The organism is Xanthomonas sp. NCPPB 3570 (assembly GCF_056725115.1).
The window spans coordinates 2405159-2429614 of the sequence record NZ_CM161513.1 but is presented as its reverse complement, the minus strand read 5'-3'; the positions used below and the strand labels follow the sequence as shown (position 1 = coordinate 2429614).

Genomic DNA, 24456 nt, shown 5'->3' with positions numbered 1-24456 from the left:
GCAACGGCTAAGCGTGCAGCGGCTCGTGCACGTTGGACAGGGCGGCACGCACCTGGTCGACGACCTGTTGCCGATGCGTATCGATGAAGAAGTGCCCGCCGTCGAACCAGATCGTGCTCAGCGGATGGCTGGACTCCCGTCCCCAGCCGTCCACCTGGCCCTCTCCACGGATGTCGTCGTGCTCACCGGCAAACAACGTGATGGGAAGACCCAGTTGTGGTCCCCCGCGATACCGGTACGTTTCCGCTATGGAGAAGTCGGCGCGCAACGCCGGCAGTAGCAGATCCATCAACTCGCGGTTCTCCAGCACTATCCGTGGCGTGCCCTTGTAAACGCCGAGCACGTCGATGAACGCATCGTCGTCAAGGAGGTGGTAGTTGCGCGGCACGCTGCGGAACTGAGGGGCCTGGCAACCGGACACGATCAGCTGTCGCGGTAGCGACATCCCATGCAGGCGCAGGTAGCGGGTCAACTCGAAGGCGACCAAGGCACCCACACTGTGCCCGAAAAACGCAAAGGGCCGATCATTGTGTCGCGCGATCACCGGCACCAGGGATTGCAGCAATGCCTGCATCGTGGTGACTGGCGGTTCGGCCAGGCGCGCGCCGCGGCCTGGAAGCTGCACCGCGCAGACTTCCACGTCCGGCCCGAGGGCGCTTCCCCATCCGTGGAAGATGGAGGCGCTGCCACCTGCATAGGAGAAGCAATACAGTCGAAGGCGCGCGGTCGGAGCAGGCTGTCCGACAAGCCAACCGGCCTGGCTGGATTGACTCATGCAGGGCTCCTTGCGTCTCGCCAATCGTACAATGCTTCGGCCAGTTGGCCCACCTGGGGTTCGGCAAGCAACGTGTAATGGTCCCCCTCCATCCACACCACGTCGTTCGGATGTGTGTCGAGCGCTGCTTCGTCCTCCCCTCCCCCGACCCGGAACTGCTGGGTGGGCTTCATCAACGCGGTCTGGCTGAAATCCCGCAGAAGTTGAAGATGATGTGAGCCCACCGCGATCTGCGTCTGCAGATGTTCGAATGTGGGGCGGTCCATCGCTGGCTGTAACGCGGCTTCCAGCAAAGGGGATGCCTCTTCGTACGTTAAAGTAGGAAGCCTTGCCAGCAGCAGATCCGCTGCATCGCCTGTATCGCGCAGCGTATAGCGGCTACCGCGAAGCTCGGCCATTGCCGCATAGCGGTACGCAGTGCTGGTATCGGCGGGGATTGCTGTCGTATGGGTATCGATCCAGCCGAGATACTCCACTACGGCACCCTGCGCCTGCAGGGCCGTGGCGACGGCTGCCGCGAACATTCCCCCGGTCGACCAGCCCAGCAGGTGATAAGGGCCCCGCGGGCGTACGTGCTGGATTGCTTGGGCATACTGAAGCGCCAACGCATCCAGGCTGGGCGATTCGCCGAGATCCACGACTTCGGCCGAACGCACCCCAAATACCTGCCAATGCGTCGATAGGCGTTGTGCCAATGGTAAATAGCGCGCCACCTGCCCACCGATCGGATGGATGCAGAACAGGGCCGGTGCTCCGGTATCGCCGGCCAGCATCGTCACCAGCGTCTGTGTTGCCGGGGCGGCGGGATCATACTGGCCGCGGCGGCTCCCATGCAGTGTTTCGGCCATCGCCGAGAGTGTGGGCGATGCGAAGACGGTGGCGAGTGAGAGTGTCGCTCCCAGCCTCTCTCGGGCGAGATAAGCCAGTCGAATGGCCGACAGCGAGTGACCGCCAAGTTCGAAGAAGTGATCGTCGCAGCCGACGCGATCCGTTCCCAATAGCTCGCTCCACAAACGTGCCAGCGCCTGCTCGTCCGGTGTGCGTGGCGCCACATAGGGACGTTGCGCCAGCGCGGCTTGATCCGGAGCCGGCAAAGCGGTGCGGTCCAGCTTTCCGTTCGGACTCAGTGGCAATTCGGCGAGTTGCACGAAGGCGCTGGGAAGCATGAACTCCGCCAGGGTCAGCGCGAGCCGCTGGCGAAGGAAGCCGGCATCCAGATCGACACCCTTTTCGGGCACCACGTAGGCTACCAGGCGCAGGCCGGTCGCATGGTCGCGCGCCACCACGGCGCAGGCACGTATCCCCGGGATCTCACCTAGGCGCGCTTCGATTTCGCCCAGTTCGATCCGGAACCCGCGCAGCTTGATCTGGAAATCGTTGCGCCCTAGGTACTCGATCTCTCCGTTATCGCACCACCTGACCTTGTCTCCGGTGCGGTACATCCGCCCAGCTCCAGTCTGCATGAAGGGATCTTCGACGAAGCGCTCGGCCGTCAGCGCCTCGCGTTTCCAGTAGCCGAGACCGACTGCCACCCCTCCAACATGGAGTTCCCCGGGTACGCCAATCGGCGAAAGACGCCCCTGCTCGTCGAGGACGTACAGTCGGCAATGCCCCAGGGGACGTCCTATCGGGACATGGGTTTCGGCGTCAGGTAGACAACGGTGGAAGGTGGACGTCACCGCCGTCTCGGTGGGGCCATAGAGGTTGAAAAGCCGGTGCGTCGAGGCCCAGGCCCGAGCCAATGCGGGAGGCAGCACTTCTCCTCCCAGCATCAGTGTGATCGAGGATGGTATGGCTGCGCCGGCACCACAGGCCTGCAACGCTGAAGCGGGCATCGCGACATGGCTGATCTCGAATCGCCGCAGCGTGTCCACTAGCGCGTCGCCAGGGCGCAAGCTTTCGCGATCTGCCAGGCACAACGCCGCGCCGGAGCACAGCGACACAAATATCTCGAAGACGCTGCCATCGAAACTGGGCGAGGCGAACTGCAGGATGCGGCTGCTGTCGTCGATGCCGACCGCCTGCAACGAAGCACGTATCATTGCGCTGACACCAGCATGGCGATTGATGGCCGCCTTGGGGCGGCCCGTCGAGCCGGAGGTGTAGATCATGTAGGCCGCGTCGTTCGGCTGTGCTGCGGCCTCCTGCGCATGCAGGCAGTGCTCGCTTTCGCGCCGGGCCGACGGACCCATCATGTCCTCGAGCACAATCACGGTACCGGCGAACCCCAATCGGCGCACTTGCGTTTCCGCCGCTCGGGTGGCGAGCACCAACGATGGCGCGCTGTCTTCAAGCATGAACGTCAGGCGCTCAGCCGGATAGTCCGGATCCATCGGCACGTAAACCGCACCTGCCTTGAGCACTCCCAGTAGCGCCTGGATCATCGTTTCCCCGCGTTCCGCGAAGACGGCGATTCGATCGTGGCGAACGACGCCCTGCTCACGCAGAGCGCGGGCCAGGTGGTTGGCGATACGGTCTAGATCGTCATATCGGCAGTGGCCAAAAGCACCGTACAGCGCCACCGCATCCGGGCGCCGGGCGACTTGTGCCTCGAACAGTTGGACCAATGTTTCGGGCCGCCCGCAGGCCATATCGTCTGGCGACCTGGCGAACGCCTCGAGCAACTGCATGCGCTCGCCGACAGGCATCACGTCGACCGACAAAGCCTCGACTGCAGCTTCGCCGGCAAGGGCAGTGACCAGCCCCTCCGTTGCCTGAAGCAGATAGGCAACCACGCGCTTTGCATCAATGCTTCCGCATGTCTGCGCCGTCAGCGTGAAACCTGTTCCCAGATCGTCCACACACGCGCCGATGGGATAGTTGGTCCGCTCTTCAGTTCCAAGTGCATGGATCCCATCCCATACCTCGATGCTCTCTTCCCCGTCTTCCACCAGATGGCTGTGACGGTAGTTGAGCAGCGTGGTGAACAACGGCAATGGAGCCCTCACCCCACTGCAGCGCTGAGCGAGCGTCAACGATGCCTGCTCATGCTGGAGCAGTTCGCCCAATGCCTGCTGCGCATGCTGCACAGCGTCGGTGACGGTGCAACCGGTCAGATCCAAGCGCAGCGGCAAGGTGTTGATGAACATTCCGACGACTTCATCGGCCGCCTCCGATCCTTGCAGGCGACCGGACAGCACTGTGCCGAACACCACATCGGCGCGATCGATCAGCCGGGCCAATACCATCGCCCAGGCCACGTGGAACAGCACGGCGGGCGTCACTCTGGAAGCGCGAGCCTGCTCGCGCACGGAGGTGGTCAACGACGACGGCAGGTCGACTCGCGCACGGCGAACGTAACCAGCTTCGCCGTGGATATCCAGCACGCCAAACGGCGCGGTGGGTTCAGTCACGGAACCGAGCTGTTTGCGGAAGTGGGCTTCATGCCCTGCGTCGTCCGAATCGACTGCCCGTGCGATGAAGGTGCGGTACGGCTCCGGAGGCGGCAAGGTGTGCGCATGCCCCTGCAAAATCGTCCGGATTTCGCGGTACAGCAGTTGCATGGAGTAGTTGTCGTCAACCAGATGATGGTTGAGCAGCGCCATCCGCCATTGGCCACTCGCAGTGTCTTCCACCACCTGGATACGGAGTAATGGGGCCTTCTCCAGGTCCAGCTTGATCCGGGCCGGGTCGCTGACCTTGAGCAACGCCTGCATAGGGGAACTTCCCTCCACCGGGCTCAGCACTTCCATCGGCAATGGCGCTCGGCGATGCACCACCTGCACCGGCCGCTCCAGTCCCTGCCAGCGCGGCGCGCTGCGCAGAATGTCATGCCGTTCAATCACCTGCTGCAGCGCTGCTACGAAGGCATCCAGCTTCTCCCGTCGGTCAAACGCGAACAACGACCGCACGAGGTAGGGATCACCCGGACGTTCACTGTCGATCAGGTGGTGGAAGAGGATGCCCTCCTGAAGCGGACCGAGGGGATAGATGTCCTGCACATTGGCGGCGCCCCCCGGTATGGATGCGACGATGGCGTCGATCTGAACCTGCGAGAGGCTCACCAGCGGCAGCAGGTCTGGCGTGATCCGTTCTGTGGCCGGGGTAATGGGATTGGCGGCGACGCTTCGCTGCACGGCCGCCGCCGTGCTCTGCAGCAGCGTGGCCAATTGCATGAGGACCGGGGTCATGAAGACCGCACGCACGTCGATGCTCCATCCGCGCTGGCGCAAGCGTTCGATCAGGCTCACCACCAGCAGCGAGTGGCCGCCCAGTTCGAAGAAGTGATCGTGGCGACTGACCTGCTCCAGCGTCAGCAGCTCCTGCCAGACCTGGGCCAGCGCCTGCTCCCGCTCGCCCTGCGCCGCCTCGAACGGACGCTGCAGGACCGCGCTCTGATCCGGGACCGGCAGCGCCTGCCGGTCCAGCTTGCCGTTGGTTGTCAGCGGCAGCGCCTCCAGCGCCACGAATGCGCTGGGCAGCATGTACTCGGCCAGGTCGCGGGCCAGCGCCTGACGCAGCGCATGCACCTCGCACGCCTGCCCCGATTCCATCACCACGTAGGCCACCAGCCGCTTGTCGCCCGGGCTGTCCTCGCGCGCGATCACCACCGCCTCGCGCACGCCGGCACAGGCACCCAGGCGCGCCTCGATCTCGCCCAGTTCGATCCGGTAGCCGCGGATCTTCACCTGGAAGTCGTTGCGTCCCAGGTATTCGATCGTCCCGTCGGCGCGCCAGCGGCCCAGGTCGCCGGTGCGGTACATCCGCGCCTGCGGATCGGTGCTGAACCGATCCGGCACGAACCGCTCGGCGCTCAGTGCCGGCCGGTTGAGATAGCCGCGCGCCACGCCCGCGCCGGAGACGTACAGCTCCCCGCTCACTCCCACCGGCACCGGCTCCCCGCCCGCATCCAGGACATACAGCCGCAGATCCGGGATCGCCTGGCCGATCGGGCTGCCGTGCGAGGTCAGGATGTCCGCCTCGGTGATCGACCGATGGGTCGCATGCACGGTGATCTCGGTGATGCCGTACATGTTGACCAACTGCGTGGACGAGGTCGGGGTGTGCCGCACCCAGTCCGCCAGCATCGCCGGCTCCAGGGCCTCGCCCCCGAATACGATCAGGCGCAGCGCATGCGCGCCCGCGCCCGTCGCCGCACTCAACGCACGGAACGCACTGGGCGTCTGGTTCAGCACCGTGACCTGCTCGGTCACCAGCAACGTGTAGAACTCCGCTGGCGCGCGCGCGCACAGCGACGGCACCACCACCAGCCGCCCGCCGTAGTTCAACGCTCCCCACAGCTCCCACACCGAGAAGTCGAACGCATAGGAATGGAACAGCGTCCAGACATCCTGCGGGCCGAAGTTGAACCAGTGCTCGGTGGCCGCGAACAACCGGCTCACCTGTGCGTGTTCGACCATCACGCCCTTCGGCTGACCGGTCGAGCCGGAGGTGTAGATCACATACGCCAGGTGGTGCGGCTGCAGCCCCAACTGCGCCGGGTCTGGCGCGTGCACCGGCTGCGCCTGCCACTGTGCCGCCTGGTCCAGCGCCAGGATCGGGACGCTCGTTGCCGGCAGCATGGCGGCCAGTGCGATCTGGGTCAGCACTGCCACCGGTGCGCTGTCGGCCAGCATGTAGGCCAGCCGGTCGCCGGGATAGGCCGGGTCCAGGGGGACGTAGCCGGCACCGGCCTTGAGAATGCCGATCAGGCCCACCACCAGTTCCAGGCCGCGCTCCACGCACAGCGCCACCCGCTCATCCGGGCGCACGCCCAGTGCGATCAACCGGTGCGCCACCTGGTTGGCGCGCCGTTCCAGTTCGCCATAGCTCAACGTCTGCCCTTCCCACCGCACCGCCGTGGCGTGCGGCGTGCGGGCCGCGTGGGCTTCGAACCCGGCATGCACCAGCCCGGGCGAGAACGTCTGCGCTCTTCCTGCATGGGCCTGCGCATGGAAGCCGCCCAGCACCTGCGCGCGTTCGTCCGCCTCCAGCAGCGGCAGCGCCATGAGCGGGCAATGCGCATCGGCCACCATCGCCGCCAGCAAGGTCTGCCACTGCGCCAGCATCCGCTCCACCGTGGCACGATCGAACAGGTCGCTGGCATAGACCAGACTGCCGCTCAGCGTCTGTCCCTGATCCACCAGCGACAGCGACAGATCGAACTGCGCCGTCTGTACGGGGCTGGGCATCTGCTCAAGGGTCAGGCCCGGCAACTGCAGGCCGCCGCGATCAGGCGTGTTGTTCAGGCTCAGCATCACCTGGAACAGGGGGCTGTGGCGCAGGCTGCGCACCGGCTGCACCGCCTCGACGACCTGTTCGAAGGGCAGGTCCTGGTGGTCGTAGGCCGCCAGCGTGGTCGCCTTCACCTGCGCCAGCAGGTCGGCCACGGTCGGGGCCGCCTCCAGGTTCACCCGCAGGGCCAGCGTATTGACGAAGAAGCCGATCAGCGGCTCCAGTTCGCGCCGGGTGCGGTTGGCCACCGGGCTGCCGATCACCACCTGCGACTGCCCGCTCAGGCGCGACAGCAGTGCCGACCAGCCGGCCAGCAAGGTCATGAACAGGGTCGTGCCATGCCGCCGCGACAGGGCGCGCAGCCCGGTGCTCAGCGCAGCCGGCAGATGCACCGCGAGCCGCTCGCCCGCATAGCGCTGCACCTGCGGACGGGGACGGTCGACCGGCAGTTCCAGCAACGCCGGCGCACCGGCCAGTTGCGCACGCCAATACTGCAGGTGCCCCTGCAACGTATCCCCCTGCAACCAGCCGCGCTGCCAGGCGGCGTAGTCGGCATACTGGATCGACAGCGCCGGCAGCGGGTCGGCCTGGCCCTGGCAGAAGGCCGCGTACAACGCGCTGACCTCCTGCACCAGTACGCCGATCGACCAGCCGTCGGACACGATGTGGTGCTGGGTCACCAGCAGCACATGCGTGTCCTGGTCCAGGCGCAGCAGGCGCCCGCGTACCAACGGCCCCTGCGCCAGGTCGAACCGTGCGCCGGCCTCCTCCTGGCTGTGCGCGGCCACGGCCTGCGCCTGGGCATCGGGCAGCAACGCGGACAGGTCGTGCCACTGCAGCCGGAAGCCGATGTCGGCCGCATCGACGAGCTGGACCGGACCGTCGGCTTGGCTGACGAAGCGTGTGCGCAGGTTCTCGTGGCGGGCGACGATGCGGTCCAGGCTGGCCTGCAGCGCGGCCCGGTCCAGTGCACCGTGCAACTGCAGCGCCACCGGCATGTGGTACGCCGCGCCGGCGGCCGGGTCCAACTGGTCCAGGAACCACAACCGCTGCTGCGCCCACGACAGCGGCAATGGCCGGCTGCGATCGGCCAGGGCGATGGAGGTCCGGGAGGGAGCGAGAGAGGCCGTGCTGTCGAGGCTGGCGGCCAGCGCCGACAGGGTCGGCCGTGCGAACAGTTCGCGGAGCGGGACCTCCAGTTGCAGCGATGCGTGCAACCGTGAGGCGACCTGCACGGCCAGCAGCGAGTGGCCGCCCAGCTCGAAGAAATGGTCGTGGCGCCCCACCCGCTCCACGCCCAGCAGGTCCTGCCAGATCGCCGCGATCGCCTCCTCGATCTCCCCGAGCGGCGCTTCGTACGCACGCACCGGAACCGCCGCCGTCTCCGGCGCCGGCAGCGCCTGACGGTCCAGCTTGCCATTGGCCGTCAGCGGCAACGCCTCCAGCGCCACGAACGCGCTCGGCACCATGTACTCGGCCAGCCGCTGCAGCAAGGCCTGCCGCAGCGCCGACACATCGCAGGCCACCCCCGGCGCCATCACCACGTACGCCACCAGCCGTGTGTCGCCCTCGCCGTAGGCACGCGCCACCACCACCGCCTCGCGCACGTCCGCACACGCCAGCAACTGCGCCTCGATCTCCCCCAGCTCGATCCGGAAGCCGCGGATCTTCACCTGGAAGTCGTTGCGCCCCAGGTACTCGATCGTCCCGTCGGCCCGCCACCGGCCCAGATCCCCGGTGCGGTACATCCGCGCCTGCGGATCGGCACTGAACCGGTCCGGCACGAACCGCTCCGCGCTCAACTGCGCACGGTTCCAGTAGCCGCGTGCCACCTGCACCCCGCCGATGCACAGCTCACCGGCCACCCCCACCGGCACCGGCTCGCCCTGCCCATCCAGCACATACATGCGGGTATTGGCGATCGGCCGTCCGATCGGAACCGCGGGCCGCGTCGTGCCCTCGGCACAGTTCCACCAGGTCACCTCGATCGCCGCTTCTGTCGGCCCATACAGGTTATGCAGCTCCACCTGCGGCAGCTTCGACCGTACCTGTGCCGCCAGCGCCAACCCCAGCGCTTCGCCGCTACAGAAGATCTGCCGCAGTCCCGCACACCGGCCCGCCGGCAGACGATCAAGGAACGCCTGCAACATCGACGGCACGAAGTGCGCCACCGTGATCTGCGCACTTTCGATCAACGCGATCAAATAGTCCGGATCCTGATGACCCTGCGGTTGCGCCAGGACCAGCCTGGCCCCGGACAGCAGCGGCTGAAATATCTCCCAGACCGACACGTCGAATCCGAACGGCGTCTTGTGCAACACCCGCTCGCCCACCATCCAGGGGAACTGCGTCTTGCCCCAGTGAAGGCGATTCATCACCGCATGGTGTTCGTTCATCACCCCCTTCGGTTGCCCGGTCGAACCGGAGGTGTAGATCACGTAGGCCAGGTGCTGCGGCGTCAACCCGGCGACCTGCAGGTCATGCGTCGGCGCGTCTTCCCACACCCGCGCCGTCAAGACCAGCGTCGGCACCTGCGCCTCCTGCGGCAGCAAACCGAGCGTGGACGGCTGTGCCAGCACCGCCGTCGGCGCACAGTCGGCCAGCATCCCCGCCAGGCGCTCGCGCGGATGTGTCGGGTCCAATGGCACATACGCCGCGCCGGACTTGAGGATGCCCAGCAGGCCTACCACCATGTCCAGCCCACGCTCGGCGCAGATCGCCACGCGTGCATCGGGCCTCGCGCCCAGGGCGGCAAGCCGGTGCGCCACCTGATTGGCACGCCGGTTCAACTCCGCATAGCAAAGCGTCACCCCTCCGCACTCCAGCGCCACCGCGTCCGGCGTGGCACGAGCCTGTTCCTCGAACGCGTGGTGGATCAGCGTCATCGGCCGCGGCATCGAGGTTGCGTTGAACACCTCCAGCACCCGCTCACGCTCCGGCGACGGCAACCACGGCAGCGAGACCAGTGCGCCCTCGTGCGCGCACAGCGCCTGCAACAGCGTCTCCAGACAGGCCACATGCCGCTCGGCCGTCGATGCATCGAAAAGATCGGTGGCGTACACCAGATTGCCGATCAACGCCTGACCGGTATCACTGACCGCCAGTTCCAGATCGAAGTGGGTACTGGCTTGTCCACTGTCGAGTGTGTCCAGTTCCAGTCCATGCATCCGCATGCCAGTGTTGCCGCCAGGCGTGTTGTTCATGCTCAGCATCGCCTGGAACAGCGGGCTGTGGCTCATGCTGCGCACCGGCTGCACCGCCTCGACCACCTGCTCGAACGGCAGATCCTGATGCTCGTAGGCGCCCAGGGTCGTCGCCTTCACCTGTGCCAGCAGATCCGCCACGTCCGCTGCCCCGCCCACGTCCACCCGCAGTGCAAGCGTATTGACGAAAAAGCCGATCAGCGGCTCCAGCTCCGGACGCATCCGGTTGGCTACCGGTGTCCCCACCACCACCTCCGCCTGCCCACTCAGGCGCGACAGCAGCACGGACCATGCAGCCAACAGCGTCATGAACACCGTCGTGCCATGCCGCCGGGACAACGCCTTCAGCGACTCACTCAACGAGGGCGACAAACGCACAGGAACGCGGCCGCCGGCATAACTCTGTAGCGCAGGTCGCGCCCGGTCCGTGGTCAGTTCCAACAACGCAGGCGCACCCTCCAGCCGATCGCGCCAATAGCTCAGCTGGCGTTGCAGAATTTCTCCCTGCAGCCAACCACGCTGCCATGCGGCGAAGTCGCCATACTGCAACTCAAGGGCCTGCAACGGAGCGGCTGCCCCCTTGCACAGCGCGTCGTACAACGCGCTGAATTCACGAATCAAGATGCCTACCGACCAGCCATCGGAAACGATATGGTGCTGGGTGACCAGCAGTACATGGGTGGTCGTATCCAGGACCAGCAGTTGGCCTCGAATCAAAGGGCCTGTCGCGAGATCGAACCGCGCATGGGCTTCCTCCCTGGCTAGCGTCCGCACGCGCTCGGCCTGCGTCGAAGCGGAGAGTGCCGAAAGGTCCACTTCGGTCAGCGCAAAGCGCTGTTCAACCGGGCCGATCACCTGCCATGCCTGGCCGGACTCCGATGCGATGTGGGTTCGCAGCACTTCGTGGCGTGCCACGATGCAGTCCAGCGCAGCGCGCAGCGCGCCGCGATCTAATTGGCCGCGCAGGCGCAGTGCCACCGGCATGTGATAAGCGGCACCAGCCGCAGGATCGAGCCGATCCAGGAACCACAAGCGCTGTTGTGCCCACGACAACGGCAGCCGCTGCATACGGTCGGCGCGCACGATGGTTTGTACGCTGCCCTTTTGCGTCTCGCCCAGACGGGCGCCCAGAGCGGCTGGCGTAGGCCACGTGAAGAGGTCGCGCAACGGGATCTGGATCGCCAACGCCTGACGGAGCCTCGACACTGCCTGGACGGCGAGCAGCGAGTGTCCGCCAAGCTCGAAGAAATGGTCGTTTCTGCCGATTCTTTCCCGCCCCAGCACCTCGCCCCACACCTGCGCCACGGCCTGCTCATACTGGCCTTGGGGCGCCACATAAGCGGAGGCCTGCAGCGCGGAATCAACGGGTACGGGTAGCGCGTTGCGGTCGATCTTGCCATTGGGCGACAGCGGCAGCGCATCCAGGAAGGTGTAGGTGGCCGGCACCATGTACTCGGCCAGATCACGTGCCAGCGTCTCCTTCAAGCCCGCGATGGAGAGCGTGGCATGATCGTGTGCGACGAGGTAGGCAGCCAGGAACTTCCTTCCTGGCGTGTCCTCCCGCGCGATGACCACCGCCTCACGCACGCCCTCACATCTGGACAGGTGCGCTTCGATCTCGCCCAACTCGATGCGGAATCCGCGAATCTTGACCTGGGCATCGTTGCGGCCGATGTAATCGATACTGCCGTCGGCCTGCCAGCGGCCCAGGTCGCCAGTCCGGTACATGCGCGCCGTCGGATCATCCACGAACGGATCGCGGAAAAAACGCTCGCTGGTCAACTCGGTTCGATTCAGGTACCCACGGGCAACGCCGACGCCCCCAACATAGATCTCCGCCGGCACACCGACAGGAACCGGCTGATGGCATTCATCCAGCAGATACACACGCACATTGGCTAGCGGCTTGCCGATCGACACTTCACCTGGCGGGAGCTCCTGCTGCCCCTGATATCCCACGGAGGTGGTGTCCACCGTGGCTTCGGTGGGACCGTACATATTCAGCCAGCGACAGCCTGCGGTCGTTGGGGATTCCAGCCATGCCTGCAGGTGGCGACGTTCCACCTTTTCGCCCCCCACCGCCATCAGCCGCAGTCCAGGTGGTGGCAGCGAGCGCAGCGCCGAGATTTCTTGCACCCACGCGTGCCAGAAGGCGGTGGGGAGATCGATCACGCTCAGCTGCTGGTCGCTGAGAAAGCGCACAAATTCTTCGTCTGGCGCGATCATCGTCGGAGGGCGAAGCACCACTGTCGCTCCAACGCACAGGGCCGGGAACAGTTCGATCACCGAGCTGTCGAAGCAGAAGCTGGCGAAATGCAGGGTCCGGTCCTGGGAATGGAGTCCGTAGGTCCGGATATGCGTCAGCGACTGCGCCACGATGTTGCGGTGTTCGATGGCGACGCCTTTGGGCTGTCCGGTCGAACCCGATGTGTAGATCACATAAGCCAGATGGTCTGGACGCAGGTCTGGCACTACGGGGTCGGCAGCGTGGATCTGCGGGGACGGCTCAGGCTCGTCAAGCAGATACGTCGGTAGCCGCGCATCAGCCAGCCAAGGCAGTTGCTCCTGGAGATGCGATTGAGTGAGCAGCGCCACAGGACCGCTGTCAGCGAGCATGTACGCCAGGCGGTCCGCCGGATAGGAGGGATCCAAGGGTACATAGGCTCCGCCAGCCTTGAGGATCGCCAGTAATCCCACGATCATTTCGAAACTGCGCTCACCGCATATCGCCACGCGATCGTCCGGGCGGATGCCAGCCGAGATCAAGCGATGGGCCAATTGGTTAGCGCGAAGATTCAGCGTCGCGTAGGTCATCGCGCCATGCTGGCCCTGCAGTGCGATCGCCTCCGGTGCATGCAGCGCATGGGCCTGAATCATGTCCTGCAGCAACATGCCCATGCCCGTCTCACCGCTGCGGCGATTGAACCCTTCCAGGATGTCTTCGCGCTCCCGGCGAGTGAGCAGCGGCAGTCGCATCACAGAGACCCTGTCATCGGCACACATCGCGCCCAGCAGCGTCTGGAGACAAGCCACGAAGCGTTCCACCGTGCGCCGCTCGAACAGGTCGCTGGCGTACTCGAGGTTTCCAGCGATGCCGTCGGTCGTCTCATTCAACGAGAGCGCAAGATCGAAGTGCGCTGTGGGACGCGACGACGCCATGGCGGAGATGCGCAGGCTTGCCAGCGAGAGGCCACCGCCTGCGGGGGTGTTGTTCATCGTGAGCATTACTTGGAACAAGGGGCTGTGGCTCATGCTGCGCACCGGCTGCACTGCCTCGACGACCTGTTCGAAGGGCAGGTCCTGGTGGTCGTAGGCCGCCAGCGTGGTCGCCTTCACCTGCGCCAGCAGGTCGGCCACGGTCGGGGCCGCCTCCAGGTTCACCCGCAGGGCCAGCGTATTGACGAAGAAGCCGATCAGCGGCTCCAGTTCGCGCCGGGTGCGGTTGGCCACCGGGCTGCCGATCACCACCTGCGACTGCCCGCTCAGGCGCGACAGCAGTGCCGACCAGCCGGCCAGCAAGGTCATGAACAGGGTCGTGCCATGCCGCTGCGACAGGGCGCGCAGCCCGGCGCTCAGCGCGGCCGGCAGACGTACATCGACCCGATCGCCGACATGGCGCTGCAGTAGCGGACGCGGACGGTCTGTCGGCAATTCAAGGAGTGCGGGCGCGCCGTCTAGCTGGCTTCGCCAGTAGTCCAGCTGACCCTGCAGGCGCTCTCCCTGCAACCAGCCGCGCTGCCAGGCGGCGTAGTCGGCATACTGGATCGACAGCGCCGGCAGCGGGTCGGCCTGGCCCTGGCAGAAGGCCGCGTACAACGCGCTGACCTCCTGCACCAGTACGCCGATCGACCAGCCGTCGGACACGATGTGGTGCTGGGTCACCAGCAGCACATGCGTGTCCTGGTCCAGGCGCAGCAGACGCCCGCGTACCAACGGCCCCTGCGCCAGGTCGAACCGTGCGCCGGCCTCCTCCTGGCTGTGCGCGGCCACGGCCTGCGCCTGGGCATCGGGCAGCAACGCGGACAGGTCGTGCCACTGCAGCCGGAAGCCGATGTCGGCCGCATCGACGAGCTGGACCGGACCGTCGGCTTGGCTGACGAAGCGTGTGCGCAGGTTCTCGTGGCGGGCGACGATGCGGTCCAGGCTGGCCTGCAGCGCGGCCCGGTCCAGCGCACCGTGCAACTGCAGCGCCACCGGCATGTGGTACGCCGCGCCGGCGGCCGGATCCAACTGGTCCAGGAACCACAACCGCTGCTGCGCCCACGACAGCGGCAACGGCCGGCTGCGATCGGCGTGGGGAATCGCTTGGCCATTGCCATCGCTTTTGGCCTTGGCTGCGGCGCGTTGCTTGGCCCGGTTCAATACGATGCTGCGCTTGAGCGCTTCAAGCGTTTCGTTCTGCTCACTCATTCACCGACTCCCGCTTGAGAATCGCAAGCAGTTCAGCTTCGGTCAGGCCATCCAGTTCGTCGTCCATGCTTCTGATCTCGTCTTCGAGCGTTCCCAACATCAGTTGGGCCTGAATCACATCGGCGAGCACCTGAAGGATTGGCTGCTCAAACAGTTCGCGCAGGGGGACTTCGATGTAGAACGTGTCGCGCAGGCGCACCATCAGCTGCACGGCCAACAGCGAGTGGCCGCCCAGCTCGAAGAAGTGGTCGTGGCGCCCCACCCGTTCCACGCCCAGCAGGTCCTGCCAGATCGCCGCGATCGCCTCCTCGATCTCCCCGTGCGGCGCTTCGTACGCACGCACCGGAACCGCTGCCGTCTCCGGCGCCGGCAGCGCCTGACGGTCCAGCTTGCCATTGGCCGTCAGCGGCAACGCCTCCAGCGCCACGAACGCGCTCGGCACCATGTACTCGGCCAGCCGCTGCAGCAAGGCCTGCCGCAGCGCCGACACATCGCAGGCCACCCCCGGCGCCATCACCACGTACGCCACCAGCCGTGTGTCGCCCTCGCCGTAGGCACGCGCCACCACCACCGCCTCGCGCACATCCGCACACGCCAGCAACTGCGCCTCGATCTCCCCCAGCTCGATCCGGAAGCCGCGGATCTTCACCTGGAAGTCGTTGCGCCCCAGATACTCGATCGTCCCGTCGGCCCGCCACCGGCCCAGATCCCCGGTGCGGTACATCCGCGCCTGCGGATCGGCACTGAACCGGTCCGGCACGAACCGCTCCGCGCTCAACTGCGCACGGTTCCAGTAGCCGCGTGCCACCTGCACCCCGCCGATGCACAGCTCACCGGCCACCCCCACCGGCACCGGCTCGCCCCGCCCATCGAGGATGTACACCGGCACGTTCCGGATCGGACGCCCGATCGTCGGCGTCGCACCGGCCTGGCGCACGCCGATCAGCGTCGCATCCACCGTGCACTCGGTCGGACCGTACATGTTGAAGAACGCGATCCGCTCGGACCCGCGCAAGCGCGCCCACAACGCCGGCCCGATCGCCTCGCCCCCCAGCAGCACGCTGCGCGGACGATGGCCCGTCCCCTCCAGCAGGCCCGCCGCCAGCAGGCCTTCCAACTGCGAGGGCGTGCTGTCCAGCGCATCGATCCGCTCCTGCTCCAGGAACGCCAGCAGCGCCGGGCCGCTGGCCCGGATCTGCTGCGGCACCGGCATCACGCAATGCCCGGACAACCACTGCAGCCATCCCTTGAGCGACATGTCGAAGGCGTACGCGGCGTTCACCGCCACACGCGCATTGGCCGGCAGGTCCCGATGCGTGCTCTGGCGCATCGCACGCCAGAAGTTCACCGGCGAGCGATGCTCGATCATCACCCCCTTCGGCTGCCCGGTCGACCCGGACGTGTAGATCATGTACGCCAGATGCTGCGGCTCCAGCGCCACCGCCGGCGCCTGCGTCGGCTCGGCGGACAGCGTCGCATCGTCCAGGTCCACCAGCGGCACCGCCACCGACAGCTCCAGCGACGCCAGCACATCGCCCTGGCTGACCACCGCACGCGGGGCACTGTCCTGCAGCATGTACGCCAACCGCTCCTGCGGATACCCCGGGTCCAGCGGCACATAGCCTGCGCCGGCCTTCCAGATCCCCAGCAGGCCCACGCCCATCTGCACCCCACGCTCCACGCAGATCGCCACCCGATCGTCCGGGCGCACGCCCAGCGCCACCAACCGTTGCGCCAACTGGCTGGACTGACGATCCAGCGTGGCGAAGTCCAGCGTCAGGCCGCCGAAGGCGATCGCCGGCGCCTGCGGCGTGCGCGCCACCTGCGCGGCGAACAACCCCACCACATGCTCGTCCGGCGTGCACTCCTCGACGCGGTTGAACCCGTGCAGGACCATCTGCCGCTCGGCCGCCGGCAGGATCGCCAGCTGACGCAGCGGCTGCTGCGCCCCCGTCTCCAGTGCGTCCAGCAATGCGCACAGCGCCTGTTCCATGTACCCCACCAGGCGCTGCGGGTCGATCCCGTCCACCGCCAGTGCGGTCAGCCCGAACGCCTCCCCCAGGTCCTCCACCGACATCGTCAGCGGGTAGTTGTTGCGGGTGTCGCCTCCGATCAGGCGCATGCCCTCCCATGCCTGTGCCGCCTGCGCGCTCTCCTCGGGCGTGGCGGCATGGCTGTGCCGGTAGTTCAGCAGCGAGGTGAACAGCGGCAGCGGCGCGGCCACGCCACTGCAGCGCTGAGCCAGTGCCAGCGACGCCTGCTCGTGTTCCAGCAGCGCGCTCAGTTGCTCGTGCACCGCCGCGACGGAGCCGCGTGCATCGGCTCCCTGCCCGATCCGCACCGGCAAGGTGTTCAGGAACATGCCCACCACCTGGTCGGCGCCCTCCGACCCCTGCAGCCGTCCGGAAAGCACCGTCCCGAACACCACGTCGCCATCGCGCCCGCTGCACTGCCCTACCACCCGTGCCCAGGCCACGTGGAACAGCACCGCCGGGCTCACGCCCAACTGCCGCGACTGCCTGCGGATCGCCTGCGCCATCGCCAGCGGCAGCCCACTGCGTGCCTCGTTCACCGCCGCCCCGTCGTGGCGGACGTCCATCACCCCGAACGGTGCGCTCGGTTCCTCGATGTCGCCCAGTTGCTGGCGGAAATACGCCTCGTGGGCGGCAACGTCCTCGTGCTGCATCTGCGCGATGAAGTGACGATACGGCCGTGCCGGCGGCAGCGTGCCGCCGCCCAGCAGCGTCTGGATTTCCGACAGCAGCAGATCCATCGCCACGTGGTCGCAGACCAGGTGGTGCCGCAGCAGCGCCAGCAACCATTCCCCGCGCACCGGGTCTTCCACCACAAACGCGCGCATCACCGGCGCCTGGCTCACCGGCACCCGATGCCGGCGCGGATCGGTCGCCTGCTGCAACTGCGCCAGCGCATCCTGGCCGGCGTCCACTGCCAGTTCCTGCACCGGCAAGCGCGCCTGCCGGTGCACGACCTGCACCGGTTGCGGCAGCCCCTGCCACTGCATCGCGCTGCGCAGGATGTCATGCCGGTCGATCATCTGCTGCATCGCCCACAGGAACGCATCCAGTCGTGCCCGGTCGGCGAAGGCCACTACCGAACGCATCAGATAGGCGTCGCCTTCGCGCTCCTGCTCCAGCAGGTGGTGGAACAAAATGCCTTCCTGCAGCGGCGCCAGCGGATAGATGTCCTGGATGTTGGGCACCCCGCCCGGCACCTGCGCCACGATCTGGTCGATCTGCGCCTGCTCCAGCCGCACCAGCGGCAGCAACTCCGGCGTAAGGCGGGTGGTCTGGTGGGTGATCGGATTGGCAGCCAGCGTCGGACCACCCTGGCGCTCGGCGCCCATGCGCTCAGCCAGCGCGCTCAGGATCGGGGCCGTGAACACGCTGCGCACATCGGTGACATGGCCGCGCTGGCGCAACCGTTCGATCAGTCCGATCACCATCAACGAGTGGCCGCCCAGCTCGAAGAAGTGGTCGTGGCGCCCCACCCGCTCCACGCCCAGCAGGTCCTGCCAGATCGCCGCGATCGCCTCCTCGATCTCCCCGTGCGGCGCTTCGTACGCACGCACCGGAACCGCCGCCGTCTCCGGCGCCGGCAGCGCCTGACGATCCAGCTTGCCATTGGCCGTCAGCGGCAACGCCTCCAGCGCCACGAACGCGCTCGGCACCATGTACTCGGCCAGCCGCTGCAGCAAGGCCTGCCGCAGCGCCGACACATCGCAGGCCACCCCCGGCGCCATCACCACGTACGCCACCAGCCGTGTGTCGCCCTCGCCGTAGGCACGCGCCACCACCACCGCCTCGCGCACGTCCGCACACGCCAGCAACTGCGCCTCGATCTCCCCCAGCTCGATCCGGAAGCCGCGGATCTTCACCTGGAAGTCGTTGCGCCCCAGGTACTCGATCGTCCCGTCGGCCCGCCACCGGCCCAGATCCCCGGTGCGGTACATCCGCGCCTGCGGATCGGCACTGAACCGGTCCGGCACGAACCGCTCGGCGCTCAACTGCGCACGGTTCCAGTAGCCGCGTGCCACCTGTACCCCGCCGATGCACAGCTCACCGGCCACCCCCACCGGCACCGGCTCGCCCTGCCCATCGAGGATGTACACCGGCACGTTCCGGATCGGACGCCCGATCGTCGGCGTCGCACCGGCCTGCTGCACGCCGATCAGCGTCGCATCCACCGTGCACTCGGTCGGACCGTACATGTTGAAGAACGCGATCCGCTCGGACCCGCGCAAGCGCGCCCACAACGCCGGCCCGATCGCCTCGCCCCCCAGCAGCACGCTGCGCGGACGATGGCCCGTCCCCTCCAGCAGGCCCGCCGCCAGCAGGCCTTCCAACTGCGAGGGCGTGCTGTCCAGCGCATCGATCCGCTCCTGCTCCAGGAACGCCAGCAGCGCCGGGCCGCTGGCCCGGATCTGCTGCGGCACCGGCATCACGCAATGCCCGGACAACCACTGCAGCCATCCCTTGAGCGACATGTCGAAGGCGTACGCGGCGTTCACCGCCACACGCGCATTGGCCGGCAGGTCCCGATGCGTGCTCTGGCGCATCGCACGCCAGAAGTTCACCGGCGAGCGATGCTCGATCATCACCCCCTTCGGCTGCCCGGTCGAGCCGGACGTGTAGATCATGTACGCCAGATGCTGCGGCTCCAGCGCCACCGCCGGCGCCTGCGTCGGCTCGGCGGACAGCGTCGCATCGTCCAGGTCCACCAGCGGCACCGCCACCGACAGCTCCAGCGACGCCAGCACATCGCCCTGGCTGACCACCGCACGCGGGGCACTGTCCTGCAGCATGTACGCCAACCGCTCCTGCGGATACCCCGGGTCCAGCGGCACATAGCCTGCGCCGGCCTTCCAGATCCCCAGCAGGCCCACGCCCATCTGCACCCCACGCTCCACGCAGATCGCCACCCGATCGTCCGGGCGCACGCCCAGCGCCACCAACCGTTGCGCCAGCTGGCTGGACTGACGATCCAGCGTGGCGAAGTCCAGCGTCAGGCCGCCGAAGGCGATCGCCGGCGCCTGCGGCGTGCGCGCCACCTGCGCGGCGAACAACCCCACCACATGCTCGTCCGGCGTGCACTCCTCGATGCGGTTGAAGCCATGCACGACCAGCTGCCGCTCGGCCGCCGGCAGGATCGCCAGCTGACGCAGCGGCTGCTGCGCCCCCGTCTCCAGCGCGTCCAGCAATGCGCACAGCGCCTGTTCCATGTACCCCACCAGGCGCTGCGGGTCGATCCCGTCCACCGCCAACGCAGTGAGCCCGAACGCCTCCCCCAGGTCCTCCACCGACATCGTCAGCGGGTAGTTGTTGCGGGCTTCGATACTGATCGATCGCATTCCTTCCCATGCCAGCGCTGCGGCTTCGATCTCCGCCTGACTGGTCACGGCGTTGCTGTGCCGATAGTTCATCAATGCCGTGAACAACGGCAACGGGGGCGGGACGTTGCTGCAGCGTTGCGCAAGCGCAAGAGACGCCTGTTCGTACTGAAGCAGGTCCAGCAATTGCCGCTGCATTTGTTCGACTGCCGCGATAGCGTCCAGGTTTTCGACGTCGAACCGAACCGGAAGGGTATTGATGAACATGCCCACCACCTGATCGGCGCCTTCGGACCCTTGCAACCGGCCGGAAAGCACCGTACCGAACACCACGTCGCCGCGGCCGCTGCACTTGGCCACCACCTGTGCCCAGGCTACGTGGAACAGTACGGCAGCCGGTACGGCGTGTCGGCGCGCCGCGTCGCGGAGGCGGCGCGCCATGCTCATCGGCAGGCGCGAGCGCGCTTCCGAGACTTTGGTATCCTCAGCGCGAACATCCACGATACCGAACGGTGCAGTAGTCTCCTCCACGGTGCCCAACTGGGCTCGGAAATAGGCCTCGTGCCCACTGAGGTCCATCGCCTCGGTACGAGCAATGAAGTTGCGGTACGGCATTGCCGGCGGCAGTAAGTCGCCCTCGCCGCGCAGCAGCGTCTGCACCTCCCTAAGCAACAATTGCAGGGAATAGTTGTCATCGACGAGATGATGATTGAGCAGTGCCAGCAGCCATTCGCCGCTGGCGCGATCTTCGATGACATAAGCTCGCAACAACGGCGCACGGCCCAGTTCGAAACGCAGCTTGCGTGTGTCGGTGCGGGCCAGCAGTTGGTCGAGTGCATCGCTGCCTGCAATGGGAGCTAGCATCTCCACTGGCAGCTCGGCGCGTCGGTGCACAACCTGCACAGGCCTTGGCAGATCCTGCCAATGAACCGAGGTGCGCAGGATATCGTGTCGCGCAATGACCTGATGCAACGCTTCCAGGAACACATCCAAGCGATCACGGCGCTCGAAGGCGATCACCGACCGCATCAGGTAGGCATCTCCCTCGCTGTCCTGCTCCAGCAAATGATGAAACAGGATGCCTTCCTGCAAGGGGGCCAGCGGATAAATGTCCTGCACATTGGCGACCCCGCCGGGGATCCGCTCCACCAGCGCGTCGATCTCCGCTTGGCTGAGTGCGACCAATGGCAGCAGGTCCGGCGTAATTCGCGCCGTTGCCTCCGTGATGGCATTGAATGCGACATCCAGCCTGTCGCCGTCCCTGGCCTCAAGGTTTGCCGCAAGCTCGTGCAGTACGGGAGTAGTGAAAACGGTGCGAACATCGGTGGCATAGCCGCTGCGACGCAGGCGTTCGATCAACCCGATTACCAGTAGCGAGTGCCCGCCTAGCTCGAAGAAATGGTCGTGCCGCCCTACCCGCTCCACGCCCAACAGCGCCTGCCAGGCCTCGACCAACGCATGTTCGGCGGCGGTCTGCGCCGGCGCGTAGTGACGCGAGGTCACCGCCTCCATGTCCGGGGCCGGCAATGCCTTGCGGTCCAGCTTTCCGTTCGGGGACAACGGAAGCGCATCCAGCATCACGAAGGCACCGGGCACCATGTATTCGGGTAAATCGCCGGCCAACGCCTGCCGCAGCGTGCCTGGAGACGCGTCGCCCCCCTCGCGCATCACCACATAAGCCACCAGCCGGATCTCGGCTGCGGCGTCCTGTCGCGCCAGCACCACCGCTTCGCCTACCCCTGGGCAGGCCATCAGGCGGGCCTCGATCTCGCCCAGTTCGATCCGGAAGCCCCGGATCTTCACCTGGAAGTCGTTGCGCCCCAGGTACTCGATTGCCCCATCGGGCAGCCATCTGCCGAGATCTCCGGTTCGATACATTCGCGTTCCCGGCTTACGCGCAAAGGGATCCGGAACAAATCGCTCGTCGGTCAGTTCAGGAAGACGCCAATAGCCTCGCCCCACCTGCACGCCACCGATGACCAACTCGCCGCTCACGCCGATCGGGCTTGGTGATCCGTGACGATCCAGAACATACATGCGGGTGTTGGCGATTGGATACCCGATCGGCACGCGTCCCGCGTGGCGCTGCGCCTCGCAACGCCACCAGGTGACATCCACCGCAGCTTCGGTAGGGCCATACAGGTTGTGGAGGTTCGTGTGAGGCAGCGCCGCGAAGAAGCGCATCTGCAATGCATGCGGAAGCGCTTCTCCGCTGCACAGGACATGGCGCAGCGACGCGCAGTCGCCAGCGCTCAGGTTGGCAAGAAACACCTGTAGCATCGAAGGGACGAAGTGAGCCACGGTAATGTCGGCCGAGGTCACCAGTGCAGCCAGATAGTCCGGCTCCCGATGCCTGGACGGCTGCGCCAAGACCAACTCGGCGCCGGCCAGCAGAGGAAGGAAAAATTCCCATACCGACACATCGAAACCGCATGGTGTCTTCTGCAACACGCGATCGGCGGCGTCAAGCGCGAATGCGGATTGTGCCCAGAGCAGGCGATTGACCACGCTTCGATGTTCGTTCATCGCCCCCTTTGGACGTCCGGTCGAACCCGATGTGTAGATGATGTAGGCCAAATGCAGCGGTGTCAGGCCCAACGTTTGCGGATCGGGGTCGGTATCATCGCCTTCTTCCCACAGCGCCGCATCGGTATCCAGACAGATCGTCCGCGGCAGACAACCACGATCCAGACGCGTGAGCAGCGCACTGTCGGTCAGCAGCAGCGACGGTTCGCAGTCGGTCAACATGTACCCCAGTCGGTCGACCGGATAGCTTGGATCCAGCGGAACATAGGCCGCTCCGGCCTTGAGGATGCCAAGCAGGCCTACCACCATCTCGATGCTGCGTTCCACATGGATGGCGACACGGTCGTCGGGGCGGACACCCTGTCCGATCAGATGATGCGCAAGCCGATTGGCGCGCCTGTTGAGCTCACTGTAACTGAGCCCTGCATCGTCCAGACGCACCGCCGGCGCGTCCGGTGTACGCCGGACCTGTGCTTCGAACAGGCCGTGCACGGTATCGTCGATTTCCAATGCGACATCGGTCGCGTTGAATTCCTCCAACACGCGCTCGCGCTCAGCCGCATCCATGACCGCCAGGCTGCGCACCGGCAACGTCGGGCGCATCCCGAGCGCGGACAGCACGGATTGCACTGCCGTGTTCATGTAGCGGGCAATGCGGGGTGCATCCAGTCCTTGGCTGCACTGCACTGTCAGCCCGAACGCAGTGCCCCAGTCTTCAACTGCCATCACCATGGGGTAGTTGGTGCGCTCCTCGGCCCCCATCAACCGAATGCCCTGCCAGACAGCATCAACCGGACCGCCGGATCCGACCGGTCGGTGGCTGTGTCGATAGTTGAGCAGGCTCGAGAACAGCGGCAGCGGCGCGGCTACGCCGCTGCAACGCTGCGCCAGCGCCAGCGACGCCTGTTCATGCTCCAGCAACTCGCCCAGATCGTGCTGAATGCTGCGCAATGTATCTTCGATCGTTGCGGTCCCGACCGTAATGCGGATCGGCAGGGTGTTGATGAACATCCCCACCACCTGGCTTGCATTGCCGATCTGCAGGCGACCGGACAGTACCGTTCCGAAGACCACATCGTCCTGCCCACAGCACATCGCAAGTACCCGCGCCCATGCCAGGTGAAATACAGCGGCGGGCGATACCCCGAGGCGACGCGCCTCCGCGCGCAGCACGACAGAATCGGCCTCTGACAGCACCTGCCTATGCTCCTGTATGGACTCCCCCTGACCATGCACATCCAACACGTCGAACGGTGCCGTCGGCATATCGATGTCAGACAGCCGCTCACGGAAGTAGGCCTCGTGGCGATCCGCCGGCACTGCACGGGTGCGCGCAATGAAATTGCGATAGGGCTGCGGAGGCGGGAGGTCGGCGCCACGACCGGCAAGGACCTCGGCAACTTCACCCAGCAGCAGTTCCATCGTGACATGGTCGCAGACCAGGTGATGCCGCCACAGGCTCATTCGCCAGCAGCCTCGATCGCCATCCTGCGCCACATGGGCATGCAGCAACGGGGCGTGCCGCAGATCCAGACGACGATGGCGCGGGTCGGTATGGGCATCGAGCCAACTGGCGCAGTCTTCGCCTGCCGGGATGATCACCTCGCTGATGTGGAGCGGCGCTCTGCGCTGGACCACCTGAACCGGTGTGGACAGGCCCTCCCATCGGAAGCCTGTCCGTAGAATGTCGTGCCGCGCGATGATCGCTCCCAGCGCGTCCACGAAAGCATCGAGCGTTCCACGATCGTTGAATTCCAACGTCGTCCTCAGCAGATAGGCATCGCCGTCACCCCCGAGCAGATGCTGGAACAGCATGCCCTCTTGCAACGGGGCCAATGGATAGATGTCCTGTATGTTGGCCACGCCGCCGGGAATGCCTTCGACAATTTCGTCGATCTCTTCCTGGTTCAGCTGCACCAGCGGCAGCATCTGCGGCGTAATCCCGGTGACGGCAGGCGAAGCATTTTCAAGGAGTGTTATCAACTCTGCCTTGTGCTGCTTGAGCATCGCCATGAGTCCGT

Annotated in this window: 3 protein-coding genes; all 3 read right to left on the bottom strand. The window is 66.3% G+C overall.

The features are described 5' to 3' along the window. Nucleotides 1–7: 7 nt before the first annotated feature. Genes AC1PLR_RS10550 through AC1PLR_RS10540 form a run of 3 tightly spaced genes read right to left on the bottom strand, consistent with a single transcriptional unit; the run spans nt 8 to nt 24448 of the window. The gene (locus AC1PLR_RS10550) at nt 8–775 is read right to left on the bottom strand and encodes a thioesterase II family protein (RefSeq protein WP_481103485.1); all 768 of its coding nucleotides are present in this window, start codon (nt 773–775) and stop codon (nt 8–10) included. Next, nucleotides 772–14562 (bottom strand): amino acid adenylation domain-containing protein, encoded by a 13791-nt coding sequence (locus AC1PLR_RS10545; RefSeq protein WP_481103484.1) that lies wholly within the window; start codon nt 14560–14562, stop codon nt 772–774. Before AC1PLR_RS10545 ends, AC1PLR_RS10550 begins: the two co-directional genes overlap by 4 nt. Then, nucleotides 14555–24448: a non-ribosomal peptide synthetase gene (locus AC1PLR_RS10540; protein ID WP_481103575.1), complete on the bottom strand. Its 9894-nt coding sequence runs from the start codon at nt 24446–24448 to the stop codon at nt 14555–14557. Before AC1PLR_RS10540 ends, AC1PLR_RS10545 begins: the two co-directional genes overlap by 8 nt. Between the last annotated feature and the right edge of the window lie 8 nt (nt 24449–24456).